The organism is Nocardia donostiensis (genome assembly GCF_002081715.1).
Lineage (GTDB): Bacteria > Actinomycetota > Actinomycetes > Mycobacteriales > Mycobacteriaceae > Nocardia > Nocardia donostiensis.
The window spans coordinates 119,235-139,544 of record NZ_MUKP01000012.1 but is presented as its reverse complement, the minus strand read 5'-3'; the positions used below and the strand labels follow the sequence as shown (position 1 = coordinate 139,544).

21 protein-coding genes and 1 pseudogene are annotated in these 20,310 nt (G+C 64.5%); 19 read left to right on the top strand and 3 right to left on the bottom strand.

Annotated elements, in window-relative coordinates:
* Positions 1-4: 4 nt before the first annotated feature.
* The 6 genes from B0T44_RS10835 to B0T44_RS10815 all read left to right on the top strand — a co-directional run bounded on the left by B0T44_RS10835 (position 5) and on the right by B0T44_RS10815 (position 5,474).
* Positions 5-856: a mechanosensitive ion channel family protein gene (locus B0T44_RS10835; RefSeq protein ID WP_175648039.1), complete on the top strand. Its 852-nt coding sequence runs from the start codon at positions 5-7 to the stop codon at positions 854-856.
* Positions 795-992 carry a WLR motif membrane protein gene (locus tag B0T44_RS28775; RefSeq protein WP_497006530.1) on the top strand — a complete coding sequence of 66 codons (198 nt, stop codon included), beginning with the start codon at positions 795-797 and terminating at the stop codon, positions 990-992. The genes B0T44_RS10835 and B0T44_RS28775 overlap by 62 nt, the downstream gene beginning before the upstream one ends.
* 69 nt (positions 993-1,061) lie before the next feature.
* Positions 1,062-1,742, top strand: a complete 681-nt coding sequence (gene ftsE, locus B0T44_RS10830) for a cell division ATP-binding protein FtsE (RefSeq protein WP_425436860.1) — start codon at positions 1,062-1,064, stop codon at positions 1,740-1,742.
* The gene (gene ftsX / locus B0T44_RS10825; RefSeq protein WP_077117243.1) at positions 1,742-2,647 is read left to right on the top strand and encodes a permease-like cell division protein FtsX; all 906 of its coding nucleotides are present in this window, start codon (positions 1,742-1,744) and stop codon (positions 2,645-2,647) included. Before ftsE ends, ftsX begins: the two co-directional genes overlap by 1 nt.
* A gap of 161 nt (positions 2,648-2,808) precedes the next feature.
* On the top strand, positions 2,809-4,215 hold the full coding sequence (locus tag B0T44_RS10820; protein WP_081511915.1) for an acyl-CoA dehydrogenase family protein: 1,407 nt from the start codon (positions 2,809-2,811) through the stop codon (positions 4,213-4,215).
* A gap of 32 nt (positions 4,216-4,247) precedes the next feature.
* On the top strand, positions 4,248-5,474 hold the full coding sequence (locus B0T44_RS10815; RefSeq protein WP_077117239.1) for an acyl-CoA dehydrogenase family protein: 1,227 nt from the start codon (positions 4,248-4,250) through the stop codon (positions 5,472-5,474).
* 138 nt (positions 5,475-5,612) lie between these two features.
* On the opposite strand, the gene B0T44_RS10810 is transcribed toward B0T44_RS10815, so the two are convergent.
* Positions 5,613-6,203, bottom strand: a complete 591-nt coding sequence (locus B0T44_RS10810; protein ID WP_077117237.1) for a hypothetical protein — start codon at positions 6,201-6,203, stop codon at positions 5,613-5,615.
* Positions 6,204-6,580: 377 nt separating this feature from the next.
* Between B0T44_RS10810 and B0T44_RS10805 the strand changes: the two genes are divergently transcribed.
* The gene (locus B0T44_RS10805; RefSeq protein WP_077117235.1) at positions 6,581-6,925 is read left to right on the top strand and encodes a MerR family transcriptional regulator; all 345 of its coding nucleotides are present in this window, start codon (positions 6,581-6,583) and stop codon (positions 6,923-6,925) included.
* Positions 6,926-7,139: 214 nt separating this feature from the next.
* Here B0T44_RS10805 and B0T44_RS10800 read toward each other — a convergent pair whose 3' ends face one another.
* Both B0T44_RS10800 and B0T44_RS10795 read right to left on the bottom strand, forming a co-directional pair.
* A complete protein-coding gene (locus B0T44_RS10800) occupies positions 7,140-7,973 on the bottom strand; it encodes an aldo/keto reductase (RefSeq protein ID WP_077117233.1) in 834 nt (277 codons plus the stop codon).
* 139 nt (positions 7,974-8,112) lie between these two features.
* Entirely contained in the window at positions 8,113-9,300 is a 1,188-nt protein-coding gene (locus tag B0T44_RS10795; protein ID WP_077117231.1) for a helix-turn-helix domain-containing protein, read from the bottom strand.
* Positions 9,301-9,466: 166 nt separating this feature from the next.
* Here B0T44_RS10795 and B0T44_RS10790 point away from each other — a divergent pair, with 166 nt between their 5' ends.
* The 12 genes and pseudogenes from B0T44_RS10790 to B0T44_RS10745 all read left to right on the top strand — a co-directional run bounded on the left by B0T44_RS10790 (position 9,467) and on the right by B0T44_RS10745 (position 20,293).
* A complete protein-coding gene (locus B0T44_RS10790) occupies positions 9,467-9,664 on the top strand; it encodes a hypothetical protein (RefSeq protein WP_139347827.1) in 198 nt (65 codons plus the stop codon).
* Complete coding sequence (locus B0T44_RS27125; protein ID WP_175648032.1) at positions 9,661-9,834, top strand: hypothetical protein; 174 nt, start codon at positions 9,661-9,663, stop codon at positions 9,832-9,834. The genes B0T44_RS10790 and B0T44_RS27125 overlap by 4 nt, the downstream gene beginning before the upstream one ends.
* Positions 9,834-9,986, top strand: coding sequence for a hypothetical protein (locus B0T44_RS27120; RefSeq protein ID WP_175648031.1), 153 nt, complete (start codon positions 9,834-9,836; stop codon positions 9,984-9,986). The genes B0T44_RS27125 and B0T44_RS27120 overlap by 1 nt, the downstream gene beginning before the upstream one ends.
* A 151-nt stretch (positions 9,987-10,137) precedes the next feature.
* Positions 10,138-10,380, top strand: a pseudogene (locus B0T44_RS28535) (SAM-dependent methyltransferase); the annotation flags it as partial.
* A 101-nt stretch (positions 10,381-10,481) separates the two neighbouring features.
* A complete protein-coding gene (locus B0T44_RS10780) occupies positions 10,482-11,027 on the top strand; it encodes an SAM-dependent methyltransferase (protein WP_254854193.1) in 546 nt (181 codons plus the stop codon).
* Between the two features lie 57 nt (positions 11,028-11,084).
* Entirely contained in the window at positions 11,085-11,630 is a 546-nt protein-coding gene (locus B0T44_RS10775) for a hypothetical protein (protein ID WP_139347826.1), read from the top strand.
* Between the two features lie 32 nt (positions 11,631-11,662).
* On the top strand, positions 11,663-13,342 hold the full coding sequence (locus B0T44_RS10770) for a coiled-coil domain-containing protein (protein WP_077117226.1): 1,680 nt from the start codon (positions 11,663-11,665) through the stop codon (positions 13,340-13,342).
* A gap of 529 nt (positions 13,343-13,871) precedes the next feature.
* The gene (locus B0T44_RS10765; RefSeq protein WP_077117224.1) at positions 13,872-14,111 is read left to right on the top strand and encodes a DUF7660 family protein; all 240 of its coding nucleotides are present in this window, start codon (positions 13,872-13,874) and stop codon (positions 14,109-14,111) included.
* Positions 14,112-14,473: 362 nt separating this feature from the next.
* Positions 14,474-16,114, top strand: coding sequence for an acyl-CoA synthetase (locus B0T44_RS10760; RefSeq protein ID WP_077117415.1), 1,641 nt, complete (start codon positions 14,474-14,476; stop codon positions 16,112-16,114).
* 178 nt (positions 16,115-16,292) lie between these two features.
* A complete protein-coding gene (locus B0T44_RS10755; protein ID WP_077117222.1) occupies positions 16,293-17,939 on the top strand; it encodes an acyl-CoA synthetase in 1,647 nt (548 codons plus the stop codon).
* Positions 17,940-18,068: 129 nt separating this feature from the next.
* Positions 18,069-18,632, top strand: a complete 564-nt coding sequence (locus B0T44_RS10750) for a hypothetical protein (RefSeq protein WP_077117220.1) — start codon at positions 18,069-18,071, stop codon at positions 18,630-18,632.
* Positions 18,633-18,841: 209 nt separating this feature from the next.
* Entirely contained in the window at positions 18,842-20,293 is a 1,452-nt protein-coding gene (locus B0T44_RS10745) for a PepSY-associated TM helix domain-containing protein (RefSeq protein WP_077117218.1), read from the top strand.
* Positions 20,294-20,310: the final 17 nt, after the last annotated feature.

Genomic DNA, 20,310 nt, shown 5'->3' with positions numbered 1-20,310 from the left:
CGTCATGGCATTGTCGTTGTCCTTGTCCGCCGACTTCACCTCCTGGTTGCGGTCTTCGGGGCTGGAGATCGTGCTGCTGGTGCTGGGGGCGGTGCTGTTCGGCAGGTTCGCCACCTACGTCCGGGACCGGGTCACCAGGCGGATCGACGCGGGGTTCCAGGGCAGCGATGTGCTGGTGCGTTCGGAGGCCGCCAAGCATCGGCATGCGCTGGCGCAGGTCCTGACGTGGGTGGTGTTGACCATCGCGTATGTGCTGGTCGGGATGGAGGTGCTGCAGCGGCTCGGTTTCGCGATGACCGGTCTGGTTGCCCCGGCGGCGGTGCTCGGCGCAGCGTTGGGTTTCGGTGCGCAGCGGATCGTGCAGGACATATTGGCGGGGTTTTTTCTGATCACCGAGCGCCAGTACGGGTTCGGGGATGTGGTGCGTATTTCGGTCACCGGCGCGGGGGACCCGGCCGAAGGCACGGTCGAGGATGTGACGTTGCGGATCACCACATTGCGCAATCCTGATGGCGAGGTGATCATCGTTCCTAACGGTCAGATCGTCAAAGTGACGAATCTGTCGAAGGATTGGGCGCGGGCGGCGATCGATGTCCCGGTGGCGGCCAGCGCCGATATCACCAGGATCAACGAAGTGTTGCACGAGGTGGGTAAGGACGCTTACCGCGACCGCAGGCTCGAACCGCTGCTGTTGGACGAGCCGACGGTGATGGGTGTCGAAGATCTCACCGTGGACCAGATGAACATTCGGATGGTGGCGCGCACCCTGCCCGGTAAACAATTCGATGTGAGCCGTGAGCTCCGGGTCCGGGTGGCGGCGGCGCTGCGCCGGGAGGGAATCAGTGAGACCACGTAAATCGACCGCGGTCCTGATGGGAACCTGGGTCGCCACATTCGTGCTGTATTTGTTCGTCAAACCCGATACCCCAGCGCCTGCGAAATCGGTGCCTCCGGTGAATACCGCTCCGGTAGCAGTGAATTCGGCGAAGTAGCGCCCTGCCCGGCTGCGGCGGGCCGGGGTCACATATCCGCGCTGGTTACACTGGCTCCCCGTGATCACCATGCGCAACGTCAGTAAGTCGTACAAGACCTCGACGCGGCCCGCGCTGGACAACATCACCGTCGATGTGGCAAAAGGTGAATTCGTCTTCATCATCGGGCCTTCCGGGTCCGGCAAATCGACTTTTATGCGGTTGTTGTTGAAAGAGGAGACTCCGACCGCGGGTGAGATCCAGGTCGCCGACTTCCGGGTCGACCGATTGCCCGGGCGCCGGGTCCCGAAGCTGCGTCAGCGCATCGGTTGTGTGTTCCAGGATTTCCGGCTGCTGCAGCAGAAGACCGTCGCCCAGAATGTGGCGTTCGCGTTGGAGGTGATCGGCAAGCGGCGGCAATTCATCGAACGCAGCGTTCCTGAAGTGCTGGACATGGTGGGTTTGGCAGGTAAGGCCGACCGGCTGCCGAGCGAGCTTTCCGGTGGTGAACAGCAGCGGGTGGCGATCGCTCGCGCGTTCGTGAACCGGCCGCTGGTGCTGCTCGCCGATGAACCGACCGGCAACCTCGACCCGGAGACCAGCGCCGACATCATGATGCTGCTGGAACGCATCAACCGCATCGGCACCACGGTGCTGATGGCGACACACGACAATCACATTGTCGATTCGATGCGCAGGCGGGTGGTGGAACTCGATCGCGGCCGTTTGATGCGCGACGAAGCGACCGGCGTGTACGGGGTGGGGCGGTAATGCGGGCGAGTTTTCTGTTCGGCGAGGTTTCCGAGGGCCTGCGCCGGAATGTGACGATGACGATCGCCATGGTCCTCACCACCGCCGTATCGCTGACCATGCTCGGCGGCGGTCTGCTGGCAGTTCGGATCGCGGACAAAACGGAACAGTATTTCCTCGACCGGCTCGAGGTGCGGCTGTATCTGACCGAGGATGTTTCGGCCAACGACCCGGATTGTTCGCAGGAGCCGTGCAGCACGCTCATGTCGGCACTGAAAGCGGTCGAGGGCGTGGAATCGGTGCAGTTCCTCAATCGGGACGACGCGATCCGGGAGGCGAAGGAGAAAACCTTCAAAGACCAGCCGGAGCTGGCCGAATACGTGAGCGAAACCCCGCTGCCCGCCTCGCTGCGGGTGAAGATGACCGACGCCGAGCTGTATCCGACGATCTACGAGCAGTTCTACGACCGCCCTGGCGTCGGTATGGTGCGCAATGACAAGGATATTGTCGACCGGCTGGTCAGCCTGTTCGACGGGCTGCGCAACGCCGCGTTCGGCCTCGCCCTGTTGCAGGCGCTGGCGGCGCTGCTGCTGATTGCGAATATGGTGCAGATCGCCGCGTTCACGCGCCGCACCGAGGTCGGCATCATGCGCTTGGTCGGCGCCACGCGTTGGTATACCCAGTTGCCGTTCCTGCTGGAAGCGGTGGTCGCCGCCCTGGCCGGTTCACTGCTGGCGGTGGCAGGGCTGTTCCTGGCCCGGCCGCTGGTGATCGACCGAGCCCTCGGCGACCTGTTCGCCAGTAAGGTGTTCCCCCGCATCACCGGTGAGGACATCGCGACGACGGCGCTGATCATCGCCCCGGTCGGCGTGGTGTTCGCCGGGATCACCGCATACGCCACCCTGCGCTACTACGTGCGTGAATAGCGTCTGGCCGTCGCGAAGGGCCGGTCCCCTAGAGGTGGACCGGCCTTTCGCATATCCGGGGCGGCTCTTTCGCCTCGACGTCTTTCTTACTCTCGAGTAAGATAGCCTTACTCAGGAGTAAGATTGTTGGGGCCAGACCTCACCCCATCCGAGAAAACCAGGTGATGATGAGCACTCGAGACAGCGCGACCAAGCGGCGTCCGGACGGCCGCGGACACGAGACCGCGGTCGGCCTGAACCCACCCAAACGGGATTGGATGGGCACGGCGATGCGGGTCATGAGCACGATTACCGGCTCGGAACTCGCCGAGAAGTACAACTTACGCAAGCCGATCGAGCGGGTCACCTACGAGAGCACCAAAACCGGTTTTCGCACCCTCGGGGCAGCCACCCGCGTATTCAACAAGGTGGCAGGCGGCGGCCAGCCCAAACGACTGGCCGACAACGAGGCGAAGACCAAGGACTACTTCGACCTCACCCCCACCGACGAACAGCAGATGATCACCGAGACGGTGCGCGAATTCGCCGCCGAGATCCTGCGCCCGGCCGCCCACGACGCCGACGAAGCCGCCGCCGCGCCGCAGGATCTGCTCGGTCGCGCCGCCGAGCTCGGCATCACACTCATCAATGTCCCGGAGGAGCTGGAAGGCGCGGCCACCGAACGCGGCGCGGTCACCAACTCGATGGTGGCCGAGGCGCTCGCACACGGCGATATGGGTCTGGCCCTGCCACTGCTCGCGCCCAGCGGTGTCGCGGTCGCGCTATCGCAGTGGGGCACCGACGCTCAGCAGCAGACCTACCTGCCCGCCTTCACCGGGGAAAACGTGCCGCAATCATCGGTGGTGATCGCCGAACCGCGCGCCCTGTTCGACCCGTTCAGCCTGCAAACCAAGGCGGTGCGCTCCCCCAGCGGCTACCGGATTTCGGGCGTGAAGAGCCTGGTCCCCGCCGCGGCGGACGCCGAACTGTTCATCATCGCCGCCGAACTCGACGGACGCCCCGCACTGTTCCTCGTGGAATCCGACGCGAAGGGCCTGGTGGTGGAAGCCGACCCGAGCATGGGTCTGCGCGCCGCGGGTCTGGGCCGGCTGATCCTCGAGGATGTCGCGGTATCCGCCGACGCCGTGCTCGGCGACGGCGATGCGATACAGCGCGCGCAGGAGTACGCCGACGCAGTGCAGCTGGCCCGGCTGGGCTGGGCGTCGCTGGCGGTGGGCACCGGACAGGCCGTGCTGGATTACGTGATCCCCTACGTCAACGAGCGGGAGGCGTTCGGCGAGCCGATCAGCCACCGGCAGGCGGTCGCGTTCATGGTCGCCAACATTGCCATCGAACTCGACGGCCTGCGCCTGGTGACGCTGCGTGGCGCTGCCCGCGCCGAACAGGGACTGTCCTTCCATCGCGAAGCCGCACTGGCCAAGAAGCTGGCCACCGACAAGGGCATGCAGTTCGGCCTCGACGGTGTGCAGCTACTCGGCGGTCACGGCTACACCAAAGAACACCCAGTCGAACGCTGGTACCGCGACCTGCGCGGCATCGGGATCGCCGAAGGTGTCGTGCTGGTGTAAATGGCGCTCGGTTCATATTCAGGAGACTTCTCATGATCAATCTCGAACTCCCCAAAAAGCTGCGGGCCAGCGCGAATCAGGCGCATCAGGTGGCTGCGCAGATCTTCCGGCCGATCTCACGTAAATACGATCTGGCCGAGCACGAATACCCCGTCGAGCTGGACACCATGTCGGCCATGGTCGAAGGCCTCGCCGACTCCGGCACCCAGAAGATCAGCGGCGCCACCGGCGGGCGCTCCGGGGACAGTGAAACCGACGGCGCAACCAACGTGCTCGTCAACACCAACGGCGGCAATATGTCGGCGCTGCTCAACGCGCTGGAAACCTCCTGGGGCGATGTCGGCCTGATGCTGTCGATCCCCTACCAGGGCCTGGGTAACGCCGCCATCGCCGCGGTCGCCACCGACGAGCAGTTGCAGCGGTTCGGCAAGGTGTGGGCGTCGATGGCCATCACCGAACCCAGCTTCGGCTCCGACTCGGCCGCCGTCACCACCACCGCCGTCCTCGACGGCGACGAATGGGTCCTCAACGGCGAGAAGATCTTCGTCACCGCCGGTGAGCGTTCCACCCATATCGTGGTGTGGGCGTCGCTGGACCGCAGCCTGGGCCGGGCCGCGATCAAATCGTTCGTCGTGCCGCGTGACGCCCCCGGCCTGTCGGTGGCCCGGCTCGAACACAAACTCGGCATCAAGGCCTCCGATACCGCGGTGCTGCTGCTGCAGGACTGCCGGATCCCGAAGGACAATATCCTCGGCAGCCCGGAAGTGAACGTGGAGAAGGGTTTCGCGGGGGTCATGCAGACCTTCGACAACACCCGCCCCCTCGTCGCCGCCATGGCGGTCGGTGTCACCCGCGCCGCTCTCGAGGAGCTGCGCGCGATCCTGGCCGATGCGGGTATCGAGATCTCCTACGACGCTCCGGCGAACACCCAGCACGCCGCGGCCGCCGAATTCCTGCGCATGGAAGCCGATTACGAAGCCGCCTACCTGCTCGCCCTGCGCGCGGCGTGGATGGCCGACAACAAGAAGCCGAACTCGCTGGAAGCCTCCATGTCCAAAGCGAAGGCAGGCCGCACCGGCACCGATGTGACCCTCAAAGCCGTCGAGCTCGCCGGCACCATCGGCTACTCGCAGCGGACCCTGCTGGAGAAGTGGGGTCGCGACTCGAAGATCCTCGACATCTTCGAGGGGACACAGCAGATCCAGCAGCTCATCGTCGCCCGGCGGGTGCTGAACAAGACCAGCGCCGAGCTGAAGTAGACCTATTCACGACGAGGACCGGTGCGAGTCGGACTACCGACCCGCACCGGTTTCTTCGGTAGCTGCTCTTAGTTCGACCGGGCAGCACTTCAGCCCGCATTGCCAAGCATCCGACCCACGGCCCGCGATGCGGAACGCTCAGAACTTCCCCATGTGGTGCTCGATCCGGTGCCCCCATAGGCGTTGTATTTCAACGACGAAACCGTCGCTCAGTGGGGGCCAGCTCCAGAAGTCGAGGGCGAGAGTGCCCAGCGCGAACCCGGACGGCCACTCCCACTCGGTGATCGGCACCGATGCGCCGCAGGCCTGACACGACGCGCTTGCGCTGCCAGTGCGCTTCCAGACACCGATGGCTTCGGCGAACGGGCGCCAGGCTTCCGCGTCGGCCTCCCAGCGTTCGGGGTAGTCGATGATCACCGTTTTGGTCCGGCAACGGGGGCACACCGCCGACTCGGGTTCGGTTTCTCCCTGCCCGCCGATGTGGTCTTCCCGGCCGACGATGACGGCGACCGGGCCGGGAATCTCATCGCCGCGGCTGAGCACGATCTCCGCCCAGTCGGGACCGGGAAGGTAACCCTCGTCCACGTTCAGGCTGTACATCCGCTCGCCGGACATTTCCCGGGTCAGGTAGCCGCGCGAAACCATCCACTCGATCGTCCGCTCCCCCAGCGCTTGTGCGTCCTTGGCCCGCACGTCCAAGTCGACGATCCGCTCGAAAAAGTCACCCATCCGCCACCCTTCCTCGTCAATGGCGATACGGACTATGCCAACAGGCACCGACAGGCGCACTCACCAACGAATCCGCACTCATGATCTGCAGGCCGTCGCGAACTGGGCATGCGCTGTCACCATGAGCACCGCGGTAATCAGATCCCGCCGCAGCGTTGCGGCCGCGACAGGAACTACGGCGAGACCCGCCCGCGTCCGATGTGATGAACTGCCGGGCTTTCACAGTTGCCGTGCCCGCAGGAAGCTGCGGATATCCGCAATCCATTGCTCGGCTTCCACAGGTTCGCTGATCACTGTCGTTGTCGTCATGACAGTGGACGGTAAACCTTTACGTCAATGTTAAGGTCAAGTCCGGACGTCGCCCGAGAAGGAGTCTCATGCGCATCGGAGAACTCGCCACCCGAACCGGAACATCGACCCGCGCCCTGCGCTACTACGAGGAACAGGGCCTGCTCACCGCCGAACGCAACACCAACGGATACCGCGACTACCCGGAAGATTCGGTGCGCATCGTCGGGCAGATCCGCCTCCTCCTCGACGCAGGCCTCAACACCGAGAAAATCGCCCTGACCCTGCCCTGCATGAACGGGCAAGCGGTCGACATGTGCCCCAGCGTTCAAGCCGTCATCGCCGACACCGTGCGCGGTATCGAACAGCAGATGCGCGAACTCACCGCGAAACGCGCCCAACTCGACGCGCTGTTGAGCAGCGGAACAACCTGAGCGCGAACAACGCGCCGAGCGGGGTCGCCGTTAGGGCAGCATCGCCCTTGCAGCGGATACTTCGCGCTGATCCCAACGACGCCACACCAGACATCTACGATGCCGAAGACACCTGACGGGCGTCATCGAATACCGCCATCGAGATGATCAACCGCAGGGAAAGCGTGGCCGCCGCAAACGTTGTCACCGTCTACCGGGCACTCAGTCTGTCTGTTCAGGCGCCGTAGACGTTCGGGTCCGGCCCAGTCCTGACCCCAGACTCCAGCGACGCCAACACAGCGTGATCACCAGCCGACAACTCGAAACTGAATACATCCGTATTCGAACGAATCCGCTCCGGCGTCACAGACTTCGACACCACCAGGTTGCCGAGTTCGAGATTCCACCGCAGCAACACCTGAGCCGGTGTCCGGCCATGCCGCTCCGCTACTCCGGCCACCGTCGGATCATCTACCAGTCGGCCGTGCGCGAGCGGACTCCACGCCTGCGTTGCAATCCCATGCCGAGAGTTGAACTCCCGCAGCTCCGTTTGCGGCAACCACGGATGCAACTCCACCTGGTTCACCGCAGGAACTGTGTCCGTCTCCGCGAGCAGCCGCTCAACCACTTCCGGAGGAAAGTTCGACACCCCGATCGAGCGCGCCAACCCATCGCTCTTGATCTTCTCCAACGCCCGCCACGTGTCCACATACAGGCCGCGGGACGGAACCGGCCAATGAATCAGATACAAATCCAGGTAGTCGACACCCAGGTTCGCGAGACTGGCATCCACAGCCCGCATCGTGGAGTCGAACCCCAGATCCGTGTGCCACACCTTCGTCGTGACATGCAGCTCGCCCCGAGGTATCCCCGAACCAGCGATAGCCGCACCCGTCCCACGCTCGTTCCGGTAGTAGGCGGCTGTGTCGATCGCCCGATATCCGGCGTCAAGGGCAGCGGCGACAGCGGCCATCGCCTCCTCATCCGGCACCCGGAACACACCGAATCCGAGCTGCGGGATCGACGTACCGTCATTGAGGGCGACCACGGGTATCGAGGACGGCGGCATATCGCAATTCTCCTTGCGTGATGTCAGTCAGGGATCGGGAAGCGGTAACTCATTCGGACGGTATCAGCGGCGATCACAGCCAGCATCACTTCGCCAGCGCCCCTTACTAATTCGTTCGGCCGAGCTGTTGCTGTCGCGACTATCGCACTCCGGCGCGGTGTGCCAACCCGCGCAGGGAGTTGTGTCGCTCCTTCTCCAACAGCTCCTCGACGACCTGTTTCAACAGGGTTTGATACTTCACCCAGTCCGAACCGCCGATCCGCTCCGCCGTGAGCAGCATGTCGAGCGCCCGCTGATGCTGCCCCGTCTGTGTCAAGGCCGTCGCCTGGTCCAGCAGGTGCCGTGCGCGGCTCACCTGCGTCAACCCTTCACCGTGGTTCGGCATGGCCTTCGCGGACTTCAACGCCTCCGAGTATCGTTCCGATGACACATTGATGTCGACGGTTTGCATTACCACCTGTGACGGACCGAAGTTGCACTCATAGTGTTTGGTGTCACCGGGCAGGCGGGACGCTACCTCCTGCGCCTCACCCGCAATATCCAGGGCATCGCGGACGCGCTGGTCACGCCCGGCCGCAGTCGCGCCCTGCAGCACGAGCGACCCGTACACCGCCAGGTGCTCTTCGGAGACTTCTCCGGTCGGCTCCACCGACGCCGCCGCCTTCAACGCCACCTTGTGGGATTCCTCGTACCGGCCCTGGACCAGCAGCTGCCACGCCACCGAACCACGCAAGGTCGCTGCGAGCAGCGGATCGTTACCACGTTCCGCTGCGGTGAGCGCGGACCGGATAGCGGTGAATGCTGGGTCGGCTTGCCCGAGGTGGACCAGCGTGCACCCGGTCACCCAGTACATGCGCGCAAGCAGTTCATGCGCGATCGCGACGTCCCCGTTCTGAGCGGCATGCGCGGTCGCCCGCAGCTGTGAAATACCCGGCGGCAGGACGCGCGTCAACGTTTCGTAGCGGCCGTTCCAGTACGCGCCCCACGCATAGTTCACCGCATGCCGTGCCTCCCCCAAGGTGACCGGCGGCTCGTCCGTGTCGAGCCCGATCAGATCATCCACCGAGTTCAAGGCACGCCTGATCGCAACCACACCCGCACCCGGGTCCTCGGACGGGATGCCGTACCGCTTGCCGACGAGGTCGGCGATATCGACGTCGAGCGCCTTGGCGATCTTCTGCAGGCTGGCGATGCTCGCCCCCTGCCGAGCGCCCTGCTCCAGCTTCTTGATGAGGTCGAGGCTCACGCCAGCTTGCTCGGCGAGCTGTTTTTGTGTCAGCGCTTTGCCTCGGAACCGGCGGATCTGCGCGCCGATCGTGCTGTCCATAGTCGACCCTTCGCTGTGCCCCTTCATTGCGAGGGTACCGAGAAATCGTCGTAAGAGGAGGACAAGACGTCCCCCTTGACAGGTGTGGACAGGCTTACGTTTCAAGTACCACCCGATGCCGAACCGGGTGGCTACCAACCACACTCACAACGCCATCGAGGTCTCCATGACAGAGATCGACACCATGTGGGCGCCAGGCTGGCCGCATGAAGCACCCGACCAGCCGCTCAGCATCACCGAAGCCCATCAGGCCATGCAGCGCCACCGTAGTTGCCTGCGCGAAGAATGCGCCCGGAAACGGGCCGCGTGGGACACCCTGGTCGACGCCGGACGCATCAAGCCAGACGTAGGCAGGACGCGATGATCGCGAACGCCACACCGGAGCAGACCAACCGGTGGCACATGCAGAAGTGCGGCGACCACGGCAGCCCGGAAAACCTCGAGCACGCCCGCTACCTGCTCTCCACTCACGCCGGGCACGGCGGCTGCCGCCGCTACCTCGACGGTCTCGCCTACACCGCGGCGGTGATGTGATGCCCGAACCGCACCGCGCTCCGGGGGAGCAGCTACCGGCTGGGGCATCGACAGCATCTGTCCTAGAAGAACTTCCGGAAATCGAGATCCTGGAGCAGATCGCGCACGGGCTACGGACCCTCGACAACCCGGACACCGACGGCGTGCAGTGACCGCCATCCCCATCGAGGAACTGCAACGCATCGCTCACCGGCACCGCTGCTGCGACATCACCGACTGCGCCCGCAAACGGTGGGCGATGCGAGTCCTCGCCTATACCAACCACACTCCCCGACACCGCTCGACCTACGGAGCCGCACCCCGATGACAGAAACCGCGCCGAAAACCGGCGCCCACGAACCCGTCGGAGTCGACAACACGAGGGCCAGCATCTCCCGCGTCTACGACGCCACCCTCGGCGGGAAAGACAACTACGACGCCGACCGCGCCGTCCGCAACAGCATCAGCGAGATCGCTCCCCGCTGGCGAAACACCCTTATCGCGGGCCGCCGATTCCAGGAACGCGCCCTGCGCTACCTCGCCGAGAACGCGGGTATCGACCAATTCCTCGAGATCGGTGCCGGGCTCCCCACCTACCCGACCGGCCGCGCCACTCACGAAATCGTGAACCCCGAGCACGCCACACGGCATACCTGGATCAGATACCGGTGGTGTACGTCGACAACGACCCCGTCTGCGTCGCACACGGAATGGCGTACTGGGACAACGACACCACCCGCTACCTGCGCGGCAATCTCCTCGAACCCTTCGAACTGCTCAACAACCCGCAACTACGGGCACGCATCTACCTGTCCCGCCCAGTCGGTGTCCTCATATGCGGGCTGCTGCACCACATCCCCGACGACCTGAACCCCGCCGAGACCATGCAACGACTCATCGACCTGCTACCCGACGGCTCACACGTGATGATCACACACTATTGGGCGCCCGACGACGATCCAGAAACCCGGGACGTAGCAATCGAGATACAGCAGCGCCACCTGGATGGGCTCGGAACAGGGTGGTTCCGTTCCCGCGACGAAATCGCCATTTACCTCCCAGGACTCGAACTACTCGCCCCCGGCCTGGTGGAGCCGGACGACTGGTGGCCCGCCGGACCCCAGCTACACGGCCGGATGCCTGAGGAGCGGTTGATGCTCGTCGGCGTCGGGTACAAACGCCATCGCAAGGCCACACAGTTGCGGTCTGGGTAGGCCTGAATCTGGGAAACTCGCGGGATCACATCGACAACGACGAATAGGGGACGCATCGTGGGTGGGATTCAGAAAATGAGCCGCGCCGAACTCCAACAACAGGAGCGCGACCAGCAGGCACCCGCGTTCCTGCACTGGCTCGCCGACATGGACAACGAACTCGAACGGTTTTTCACCCAGGACGCGCCCCGCGTCGGCGCACTCGAAGACCCATGGACCACACAGGGAATCAAGACTGCCGCCGAATCACTCAAAGCCGCGTTCCCCGATCCCAAGGACGTTGTCGCCATGAACCACCCCGCCCTGGACGGGTACCGACGCTACTTCGGCGAGGCCTTCCGCATGGCATCCGACGGGAGCTGGTTCAACCTCCCCGGCAAACGCGACAATGTCGACTTTTGGCCGGTGATCTCCCGCCCCTACAGCACCTTCCTCGACCCGCACGATCGACTCCTCGACGTGTACGCCAAAACCCGGCACCCCGACGGGCTGCTGGTGTGGGTGTACGGCAACGTCGTCGAAGACCACGCCCTGTGGGTCGAAGCCGGTAAACCCTCCGCTACCGAGTTCCGGCGTCTTTCCGCCGCCCGACTTAGTCAGTAGCCCCACAATAAATACTTCCGTGTAGGCATGGGATGGCTTCTGAAGATAAACCCGATCGACTGTCCCCAGCCGACCGTCACCAATACGAGAACCGGTATATCCCGAAGAAACTCGCCAAGAACGAGATACCGCGCACCCCGATCAGCTGGCAGCAAGCCAGCTCATTCCGACGCGTCCAATGGCTACAGGGCAAATCGTTGGAACGGGGGTTCGATGTCGTGTTCGGGCTCCCGCAGGCCGGGTGGCAGGCTGAGCGCTCATACCAGTACAAACCCGACGAACGTATCCGCATCGACCGGCGACTGGAACGCCACCACACACCGGACATGGTCGCCCGGAACGTGGAAATAAAATCCGGTTCCTTGAAAGACCGCGATGTCCAGCAATTGGATGGGTACATTGCGAAACTGCGTGAAGGCGAAAAAGTCTTCTACTATACGAGAGCTTCGAAATCGAAGGAACACAACACAGCAGCCCGAGAGAAGATCGCGCAGCTCGAGCGGGAATTCCCCGACCAGTTCGTGCACAAACAAATGAGCGAACGCGTGTATCAGCGGATCCTCGCGGTTGGCGCACGACAGGTGGCACGAGACATTCAACAGCGCATCGAAAACGACCTGGCCCGGCTGCCTGAACGGGAGCCGTCAGCGTTGAGCGTCGAGCAGATTGCCCGCGACTACGTCCGCGACATCGAACGCATAAAAGCAGAGGGCCGTCACGTCGGCATCGAACAACTCCGGTATGTAACGGAAGCGCTGCGCGAGTTGGCCGCCGCGGAGCAGCGCGCCAATCACGACCAGGCCGCCGCGGACCGTAAAGCTCTCGGGCTCGGCTACCACGCTGCGCGGGATCTAGCGCAGGTGCAGGCCGCGGAGTTGGAGGCCCAGCACATCGCCCGGATGCGGGCACTCGACCCGCTCCGCATCGAGTTGATCGCGCGCGAGCGGGAACAGCTATCCCGCCATACCGACGAGATGGCCCGGCAGTTGCCGACCATGGATCTGGTGCAGCAGCGTGAACAGTTCCTCGGTTTGGCCTACACGCTGGGAAAGATTCAATCGCTGGAGCGTGAGCATCATCAGGAGATCGCGCGTGATGTCCCACATGAACGCGCCGTCGAGTTCCTGCGGGAAGCCGAGGCTACGCGGCAAGAGATAGACCGGCCGGTCGCGCAACAGATCGGTGCTATCGGAGCTGCCGTGGAACGTGAGACAGCAGCACGGGAACGCGCTGAACTCTCCCGCCTCGCGATAGAAGTGAACCGGGAGCGGTTGATCGTCCAAGGTATGGACCCGGAACAAGCGCGTGCACAAGCGGTCGTGCTGCCCGCGCCGCTGCTGCGGGACTCCGACCGCGGAAAAGACCCCCGTGAGCTGGTACGTGAGATAGCGCAACGCGACCGCGAACACTCCCTCGCACGTGAACGGGCAACGGAACAGCGGGTCGCGAGGCTGGTGGCACGTGGTGTGCCCGAGGATCACGCGCGTGCCGTGGTATTGGTGCAGCTCCCCTCCCCGCCGCCCGGGCAGCGGCAATCGAGTCGCAATCGCGAAGCCGAGCGGGCAGAAGCACGGCTGCTGGAGCAGGGGATCGCACCGGAAATCGCGCGTGCCGCGGCGGAAGGACGGATACCGGAGCCGCCGCCGGTGGTGACACGTGGACATGAGTCGCCGGGACACGGCCGCGAACTCGGTATCTATCGCGACCGATAACAGAAAAGCAGCTCCAAGGGCATGGGATGGCTTCTGAAGATAAACCGATCAGCTGTCCCCACCGACCGTCACCGATACGAGAATCGGTAAATCTCGCGGAAAACCGTGAGAGGTGCAATACTAAGCACGCAATGGCTGTAAGGAAAGGCGTTGCGCTCGAGTGTCTGCAGAACATGATGTTCGACATACGGTGGAGTCGGGATACGCTCTTCGGGATCTGCTGAATTTTCTTGCCAGGAGCGACGGATTCAGGCTATCGCCATTGAACTTCATGTGATTGCTGTCGAAATATTGCGGTATTCCGCGACAAGATACCAGAGGCTCCATCCTTGCGTATATGAATCCAGAGCTCAACGCGATAGAGTCGGAAGCTCAGCTAGAAGCCGCGCGGGGAGAGCTCGTAATGCGGCATGACCTGGCCCTGTAGTTTCTCGAGGTGACGTGTTTTCCGGACAGCAGCATAAAGAGGTTTACGTACGCGGCGGCCAGAGGTGCTGGATATCCGAATATGAGGCGAAGGAGTATTCATATGCCCCCACCAGTTCCTGACGACGTCAATGATTTCGATTCGTTCATCAGGTTTGCGCGCAGCCTTTCAAATGGTCTTATCGAAGATTCTACCGCCTATCCAAACGTAGGTTCCGCAGATTTCCTGGAGAGCCTTGCCGCTTGGCTGGAGGATGCGAGGGTGAACCATCAGGATATCGACACATTCGATAAATGGAGATTTGTTGCTCAACTGCTCGTCGCGGGTCTCATGTACGAGTAGACGGAGTTCCCGTTTGATCCGATATCGGGAAGCGGACCCCGGTTGTGAGAATCAGGGCGCAGGGGTGTCGTTGCTGATCGCATCAGGGAGCACACTCCGCTGACCTGGGGCTCAGAGAGGGGCGGCGACGCCGGTGAGTCCGGGGTGCGGCGTTCGCGCGGACACCGGGGTTCCTCGCCGACATGGCGTATCAGGCGATCCGGCGGCACGCGAACCCGATACGTACCGGTCAACCGACCAAAAGTCCGTTTTGTCGCCTTTACCTGTGATTTGACACACCTCCGCTGCTACGGTTGGCAACCAAATGACGTCCGATTCGCTAGGTCGAGTACCGACGCGAGGGTTATGTGGAGGTGTTCGAGGTGAACCTGGCGCACGCGCTGGAAACCGTAAAAGCGTTCGGGGTACTACGTTCGCGCGGGGTCAGCGACCCGAAAGCGCCCTTGGAAACACTGCGAACTATGCGCGAATCCAAGGTTTACGGCCCGCAGGCCACCCTGGTCCGACACTCGGCTCGGGTGGCTCCCGATCAGCCCGGCTTGGTCGATGAACGTGGCGAACTGACCTACCGCGAACTCGACGAGCAGTCGACTGCGATCGCCCGCGGCCTCCGAGCAGCGGGTATCACTCAGGGGATGGTCATCGCGGTCCTGGCCCGCGACCACCGCGGGCTGATCATGTCGATGGTCGCGGCAGGCAAGCTCGGCGTCCGGATCGCGCTGATGAACACCGGCTTCGCCAAACCGCAGTTCGCCGAGGTCTGTGAACGCGAAAAGGTCAAGGCGGTGCTGCACGACAGCGAGTTCCTCGGCCTGCTCGACGCCCTGCCCCCGGAACTGCCCCGCTACCTGACCTGGGTCGACGAGGGCACCGAACTGCCCGAGGGGGCGCAGACCTTCGACGACCTGATCGCCGCCAACTCGACCGAGCCGCTACCCGCCCCGAGCAAACCGGGTGGTTTCATCATCCTGACCAGCGGCACCACCGGGCTGCCCAAGGGCGCTCCGCGCACCAAGGTGACCCCGCTGGCCACCGCGCAGTTCGTGGACCGGATGCCGTTCCCCAAACGCGGCACCGTCGTTATCGTCTCGCCGATCTTCCACAGCACCGGTATCGGCACCTGGCTGGTCAGCACTGTGCTGTCGAACAAGGTCGTGATGCGCCGCCGGTTCGACGCCGAGGCGACGCTGAAGCTGGTCTCCGACCACAAGGCCGATATGTTGGTCGCAGTGCCGACCATGCTGCACCGCATGGTCGAACTGCCCGACGAGGTGCGCGCCAAGTACGACACCTCGTCGCTGAAGGCGATCGTGCTCGCCGGTTCCGCACTGTCACCGGAACTGTGCACCCGCGGGGCCGAGGTTTTCGGGCCGGTCCTGTACAACCTGTACGGCTCCACTGAGGTCGCGATCGCCACCATCGCCCAGCCGGACGAACTCGCCAAGGCCCCCGGCACCGTCGGCCGCCCTCCGATCACCTGCGATGTGCGGCTCTACGACGACAACGACAAGCGCGTCACCGACAAGAACGTCACCGCGCGTATCTTCGTCCGCAGCGGCGCGCCGTTCGAGGGCTACACCGACGGCAGGCACAAGCAGATCATCGACGGCTATATGTCCAGCGGTGACGTGGGCCACTTCGACGACCACGGGCTGCTCATGGTCGACGGCCGCGACGACGACATGATCGTCTCCGGCGGCGAGAACGTCTTCCCGCAGGAAGTGGAGAACCTGCTGCTGGAACGTGAGGACGTGTTCGATGTGGCTGTGGTCGGCGTCGACGATGTGGAGTTCGGCAAGCGGCTGCGCGCATTCGTCGTCCCGGAGCCGGGTCACAACCCCGACGGCGAAGAGATCAAGGACTACGTCAAGCAGAACCTGGCCCGCTACAAGGTGCCGCGCGAGGTGATCTTCCTCGACGACCTGCCGCGCAACCAGACCGGCAAACTGCTGCGCCGGGTGCTGGTGGAATACGACGCCGACGAAACCAATACGGCCAAGTAACCAAGTTTCGGCCCGAAGACCAGGACATTTCACAAGATGATGCCTGGCCTTCGGCGTGTCCGATATGTGTGACACAAAGTCCCACCATTGCTTGCTACTGTGGGCGCCAGCACTGGATCTCGATATGCGGTCCACGTCACCGCGGTCACGGTGGGCGGGACGCGGAAGGTTGTCGCCGATGTCTTTGTCGTTCCCCGCGCCTGTTCAGAAAGCAGGCGATATCGCCCTCGGTGTGAACGTCATGCGCAAGCGTGGGCTGTTCAACCCGCTGCGTCCCGACCTTGCGCTCCGCTCGGCCTACAACGTCACCAAATACGGCCCGTTCGCAGGGGTCGTCATGCACGCCGTGCAGACCAGGCCCGACGCAGCCGCGATTGTGGACGAACAGGGCGAACTGACCTTCCGCCAGCTCGACCGCCTGTCCAATTCCCTGGCCCGCGGACTGAGCGAGCGCGGGCTGCGGCCCGGTGACGTTGTGGCCGTGCTGGCCCGCGACCACCGCGGTATGGTGCTGAGCCTGCTGGCCACCGGCAAGCTGGGTGTGCGTGCGGTGCTGATGAACACCGGGTTCGCCACACCACAGTTCGCCGGTGTCGCCGAGCGCGAAAAGGTCAAGGCAGTGCTGCACGACAGCGAGTTCATCGAGTTGATGAGCGCGATCCCCGACTCGGTCCCGCGCATCCTGACCTGGGTCGACGACAAGGACAACGCCGACCCGGCCATCGATACCGTCGCATCGCTGTCGGCGGGACGGTCCTCAGCGCCGGTGAAGACTCCCGATAAGCCCGGTGGTCTGGTGATCCTCACCAGCGGCACCACCGGCGCCCCGAAGGGCGCCCCGCGCGACAAGGTGAGCCCGTTCATCTCCGCGCAGTTCATCGACCGGGTACCGCTGCCCAACCACGGCACCATGGTGATGGCCGCACCGATCTTCCACGGCACCGGCCTGTCACAGTTCTTGCTCGGTCTGGCGCTGGGCAATCGGGTCGTCTTCCAGCAGCGCAAATTCGACCCGGAACGCACCCTGGCCAATATCGCCGAGCACAAAGCCGATTCGCTGGTCGTGGTGCCGACCATGCTGCAGCGCATCCTCGACCTGCCCAGGGACGTACTCGCCGCATACGATGTTTCGTCACTGAAAGTGATCTTCGCAGCCGGTTCGGCGATCCCGCCGGACGTAGTGGTGCGCGCCGGCGAACACTTCGGCGACGTGCTCTACAACCTGTACGGGTCCACCGAATGCACCGTGATCACCGTTGCCACCCCACAGGACCTGCGAATCGCGCCGAGCACGGCGGGCCGCCCACCGGTCGGCATCCGGCTGGCGCTGCTGGACGAGAACCGCAACCGCATCACCGAACCGAACGTCACCGGCACGATCTTCATCGATAACGCCCACGCGTTCACCGCCTACACCGACGGCCGCACCAAAGAACGCGTCAACGGCATGATGAACAGCGGCGACGTCGGGCATTTCGACGAAAACGGCCTACTGTTCATCGACGGCCGCGACGACGACATGATCGTCTCCGGCGGCGAGAACGTCTTCCCGCAGGAGGTCGAGCACCTGCTGTCGAACCGGCCCGATGTGCTCGAGGCAGCCGTGGTCGGCGTCGACGACCGCGAATTCGGTAAACGGCTGCGAGCGTTCGTCGTCCCCGGCCCGGATTCCACCCGCGACGCCCAGGAGATCAAGGACTACGTCAAACAGAACCTGGCCCGCTACAAGGTGCCCCGCGACGTGATCTTCCTCGACGAACTCCCGCGCAATGCCACCGGAAAACTGCTGCGCAAGCCGCTGGCGGAGATGGAGATCGCCGACTGACTCCGGCAGCCCAGGCCGCCGTCGGCCAGGGTCGCACAGCCGGGACGCGCGCACGCTCGGAGATGTTCGAGCGGGTAGCCGGGCCTCGAGACAGCCAGGGGCGTCAGTGCGCTCAGCTACCATCAGCGGGTGAGTTGCAGGCACGGCCCCGGCGCTGCGGGCGACCGTAGCGACATCGCGCGGATTCGCGGTGGCGCGGCCGGACTGATCTCGGGGGCGATTTCGGTCGCGGCGCATGGGTGGGCGTCCGGGGGCACGGCCCCCGGAGGTACCTCGCTCATGCTGCTCGCCGCCACCTCTGCGGTGATCGGCGCGCTGGTCACCAGCATCGCCTCGTTACGGACCCGCTCGACGGGCCTGGTCGCCGCGCTCGTCGGCGGGCAGCTCCTCGGCCATATCGGTATGGGCTGGGATTCCGGTCATCTGCATCACGGCGACGCCCAGCTCACGCCTGCCATGATCGGCGCGCACACAGCTGCCGCCCTGGCCGCCGCGCTCGTCATACGCGGCGCCGAGTTCGCCTACCAGGTCGCTACCGCGGTGCTGACGCAGGTTGTGCGGGTGCTCGGTAACCCGCAACCGGCCGACGATCCCGCGCCGCTGCACACCACCCACACCGATCGGGTCATTCTTCGCGTCTTCGCGGCTGATACGGCTCGGACCCGAGCTCCTCCCCTGGCTGCCTGTTTCTGATTTCCTCTCACCCGGGCACTGTCGGGTGAGCCGCGGAATTGTCGACGGCAGCTCGTCGCACAGTGCCCGGCTTCACCTCAGCAACGCCCGGGCCCACCTCGACCCGGCCTTTGCGCCAGTTGTGGCCAGCGGCATACAAGCGCGGCGTATTTCGAGCACTGTCGCCGTGCTGTGCCGTGTGCCGGGTTTCAGCACAGGACTGCCAATTCATGAGCACTATTGACGACGCGGCGCCGAAGCAGGAAGCTGCGCCACCGAACGGACAGCGGCGGACCGGCGGGGCGCTACGCGCTCTCGCCCTGCGGCTGCACTTCTACGCGGGCATATTCGTCGGCCCGTTCCTCCTGATCGCCGCGGTGACCGGGGGACTGTACGCAATCTCACCCACCCTCGAATCCTTCCTCGACCGGGATCTGCTGCGGGTGGATTCCAGCGGACCCCCGCGCCCGCTGTCCGAGCAGGTGGGTGCCGCAGTCGCCACACGCCCGGACCTGGCGTTGGTCGCCGTCGCCCCAGCCCCCGGGGACGGGGAAACCACCAGGGTGCTGTTCGCCGACCCGACGCTGGGCGAATCGCAGCGGCACGCGGTATTCGTCGACCCGGTAACCGCGACACCCGTGGGCGAATCCGTCGTCTACGGCAGTTCCGGCGCGCTGCCTACCCGCACCTGGATCGACCTGCTGCACCGCAATCTGCATCTGGGCGAACCGGGGCGGCTCTACGCCGAACTGGCGGCGTCGTGGCTGTGGGTGGTAGCGCTCGCCGGGCTGCTGCTGTGGGTGCGCCGGGTCCGCGCCCGCCGTAACCGCAACTCGGCAGGATGGGTGTTCCTCCCCGACCGCTCCCAGGGGCGCGTCCGCACCCTGAACTGGCACGGTGCGGTCGGGGTGTGGATTCTGCCGGTACTGCTGTTGTTGTCGGCGACCGGCCTGACCTGGTCGACCTACGCCGGTGAGAACGTCACTTCCTTGCGGGAGAGCCTCAATTGGGCTACGCCTGCCGTCAGCACCGCCTTACCCGGTGCGACCGATACGGGGCCCACGCCGGGTGAGCATCATCATCACGACGGCGCGGCGGCATCCGTAGCGCCCGCCGATGCCGGGGATCGGATCGCGCAACTCGACCGGGTCGTGGTGGCGGCACACGCGGCCGGAGTGACCCATCCCGCCGAAATCGCCGTGCCTGCGGCTGACGGGACGGCGTTCGCGGTGAAGGAACGGCGGATGCCCGGGGTGTACACGGTCGATTCCGTCGCCGTCGACGGGGCGACCGGCACCATCACCGCGCGCCTCCCCTACTCCGACTGGCCGCTGATGGCCAAGCTCGCGAATTGGGGCATTCAATTCCATATGGGTCTGATGTTCGGTCTGCTCAACCAGTTGCTGCTGTTGGCGTCGATGATCGGGCTGGTCGCGGTGATCGTGCGCGGCTATGTGATGTGGTGGCGGCGACGGCCCACCACCGGGGCGGGCCGCTTCGCCGCAGGTCGCCCACCCCAGCGCGGTGGGCTGCGTCGTGCCGGGGTAGTGATCGCCGTACCGGTGACCGCCACCGCAGTGATGATCGGTGTGTTCGCCCCTCTGTTCGGGCTGAGCCTGCTCGGTTTCCTGCTGGTCGACGCACTGGTCGGACTGAAACAACGGTTCCGCGCCGCCGCATGACGAACCGGCGACGCCGC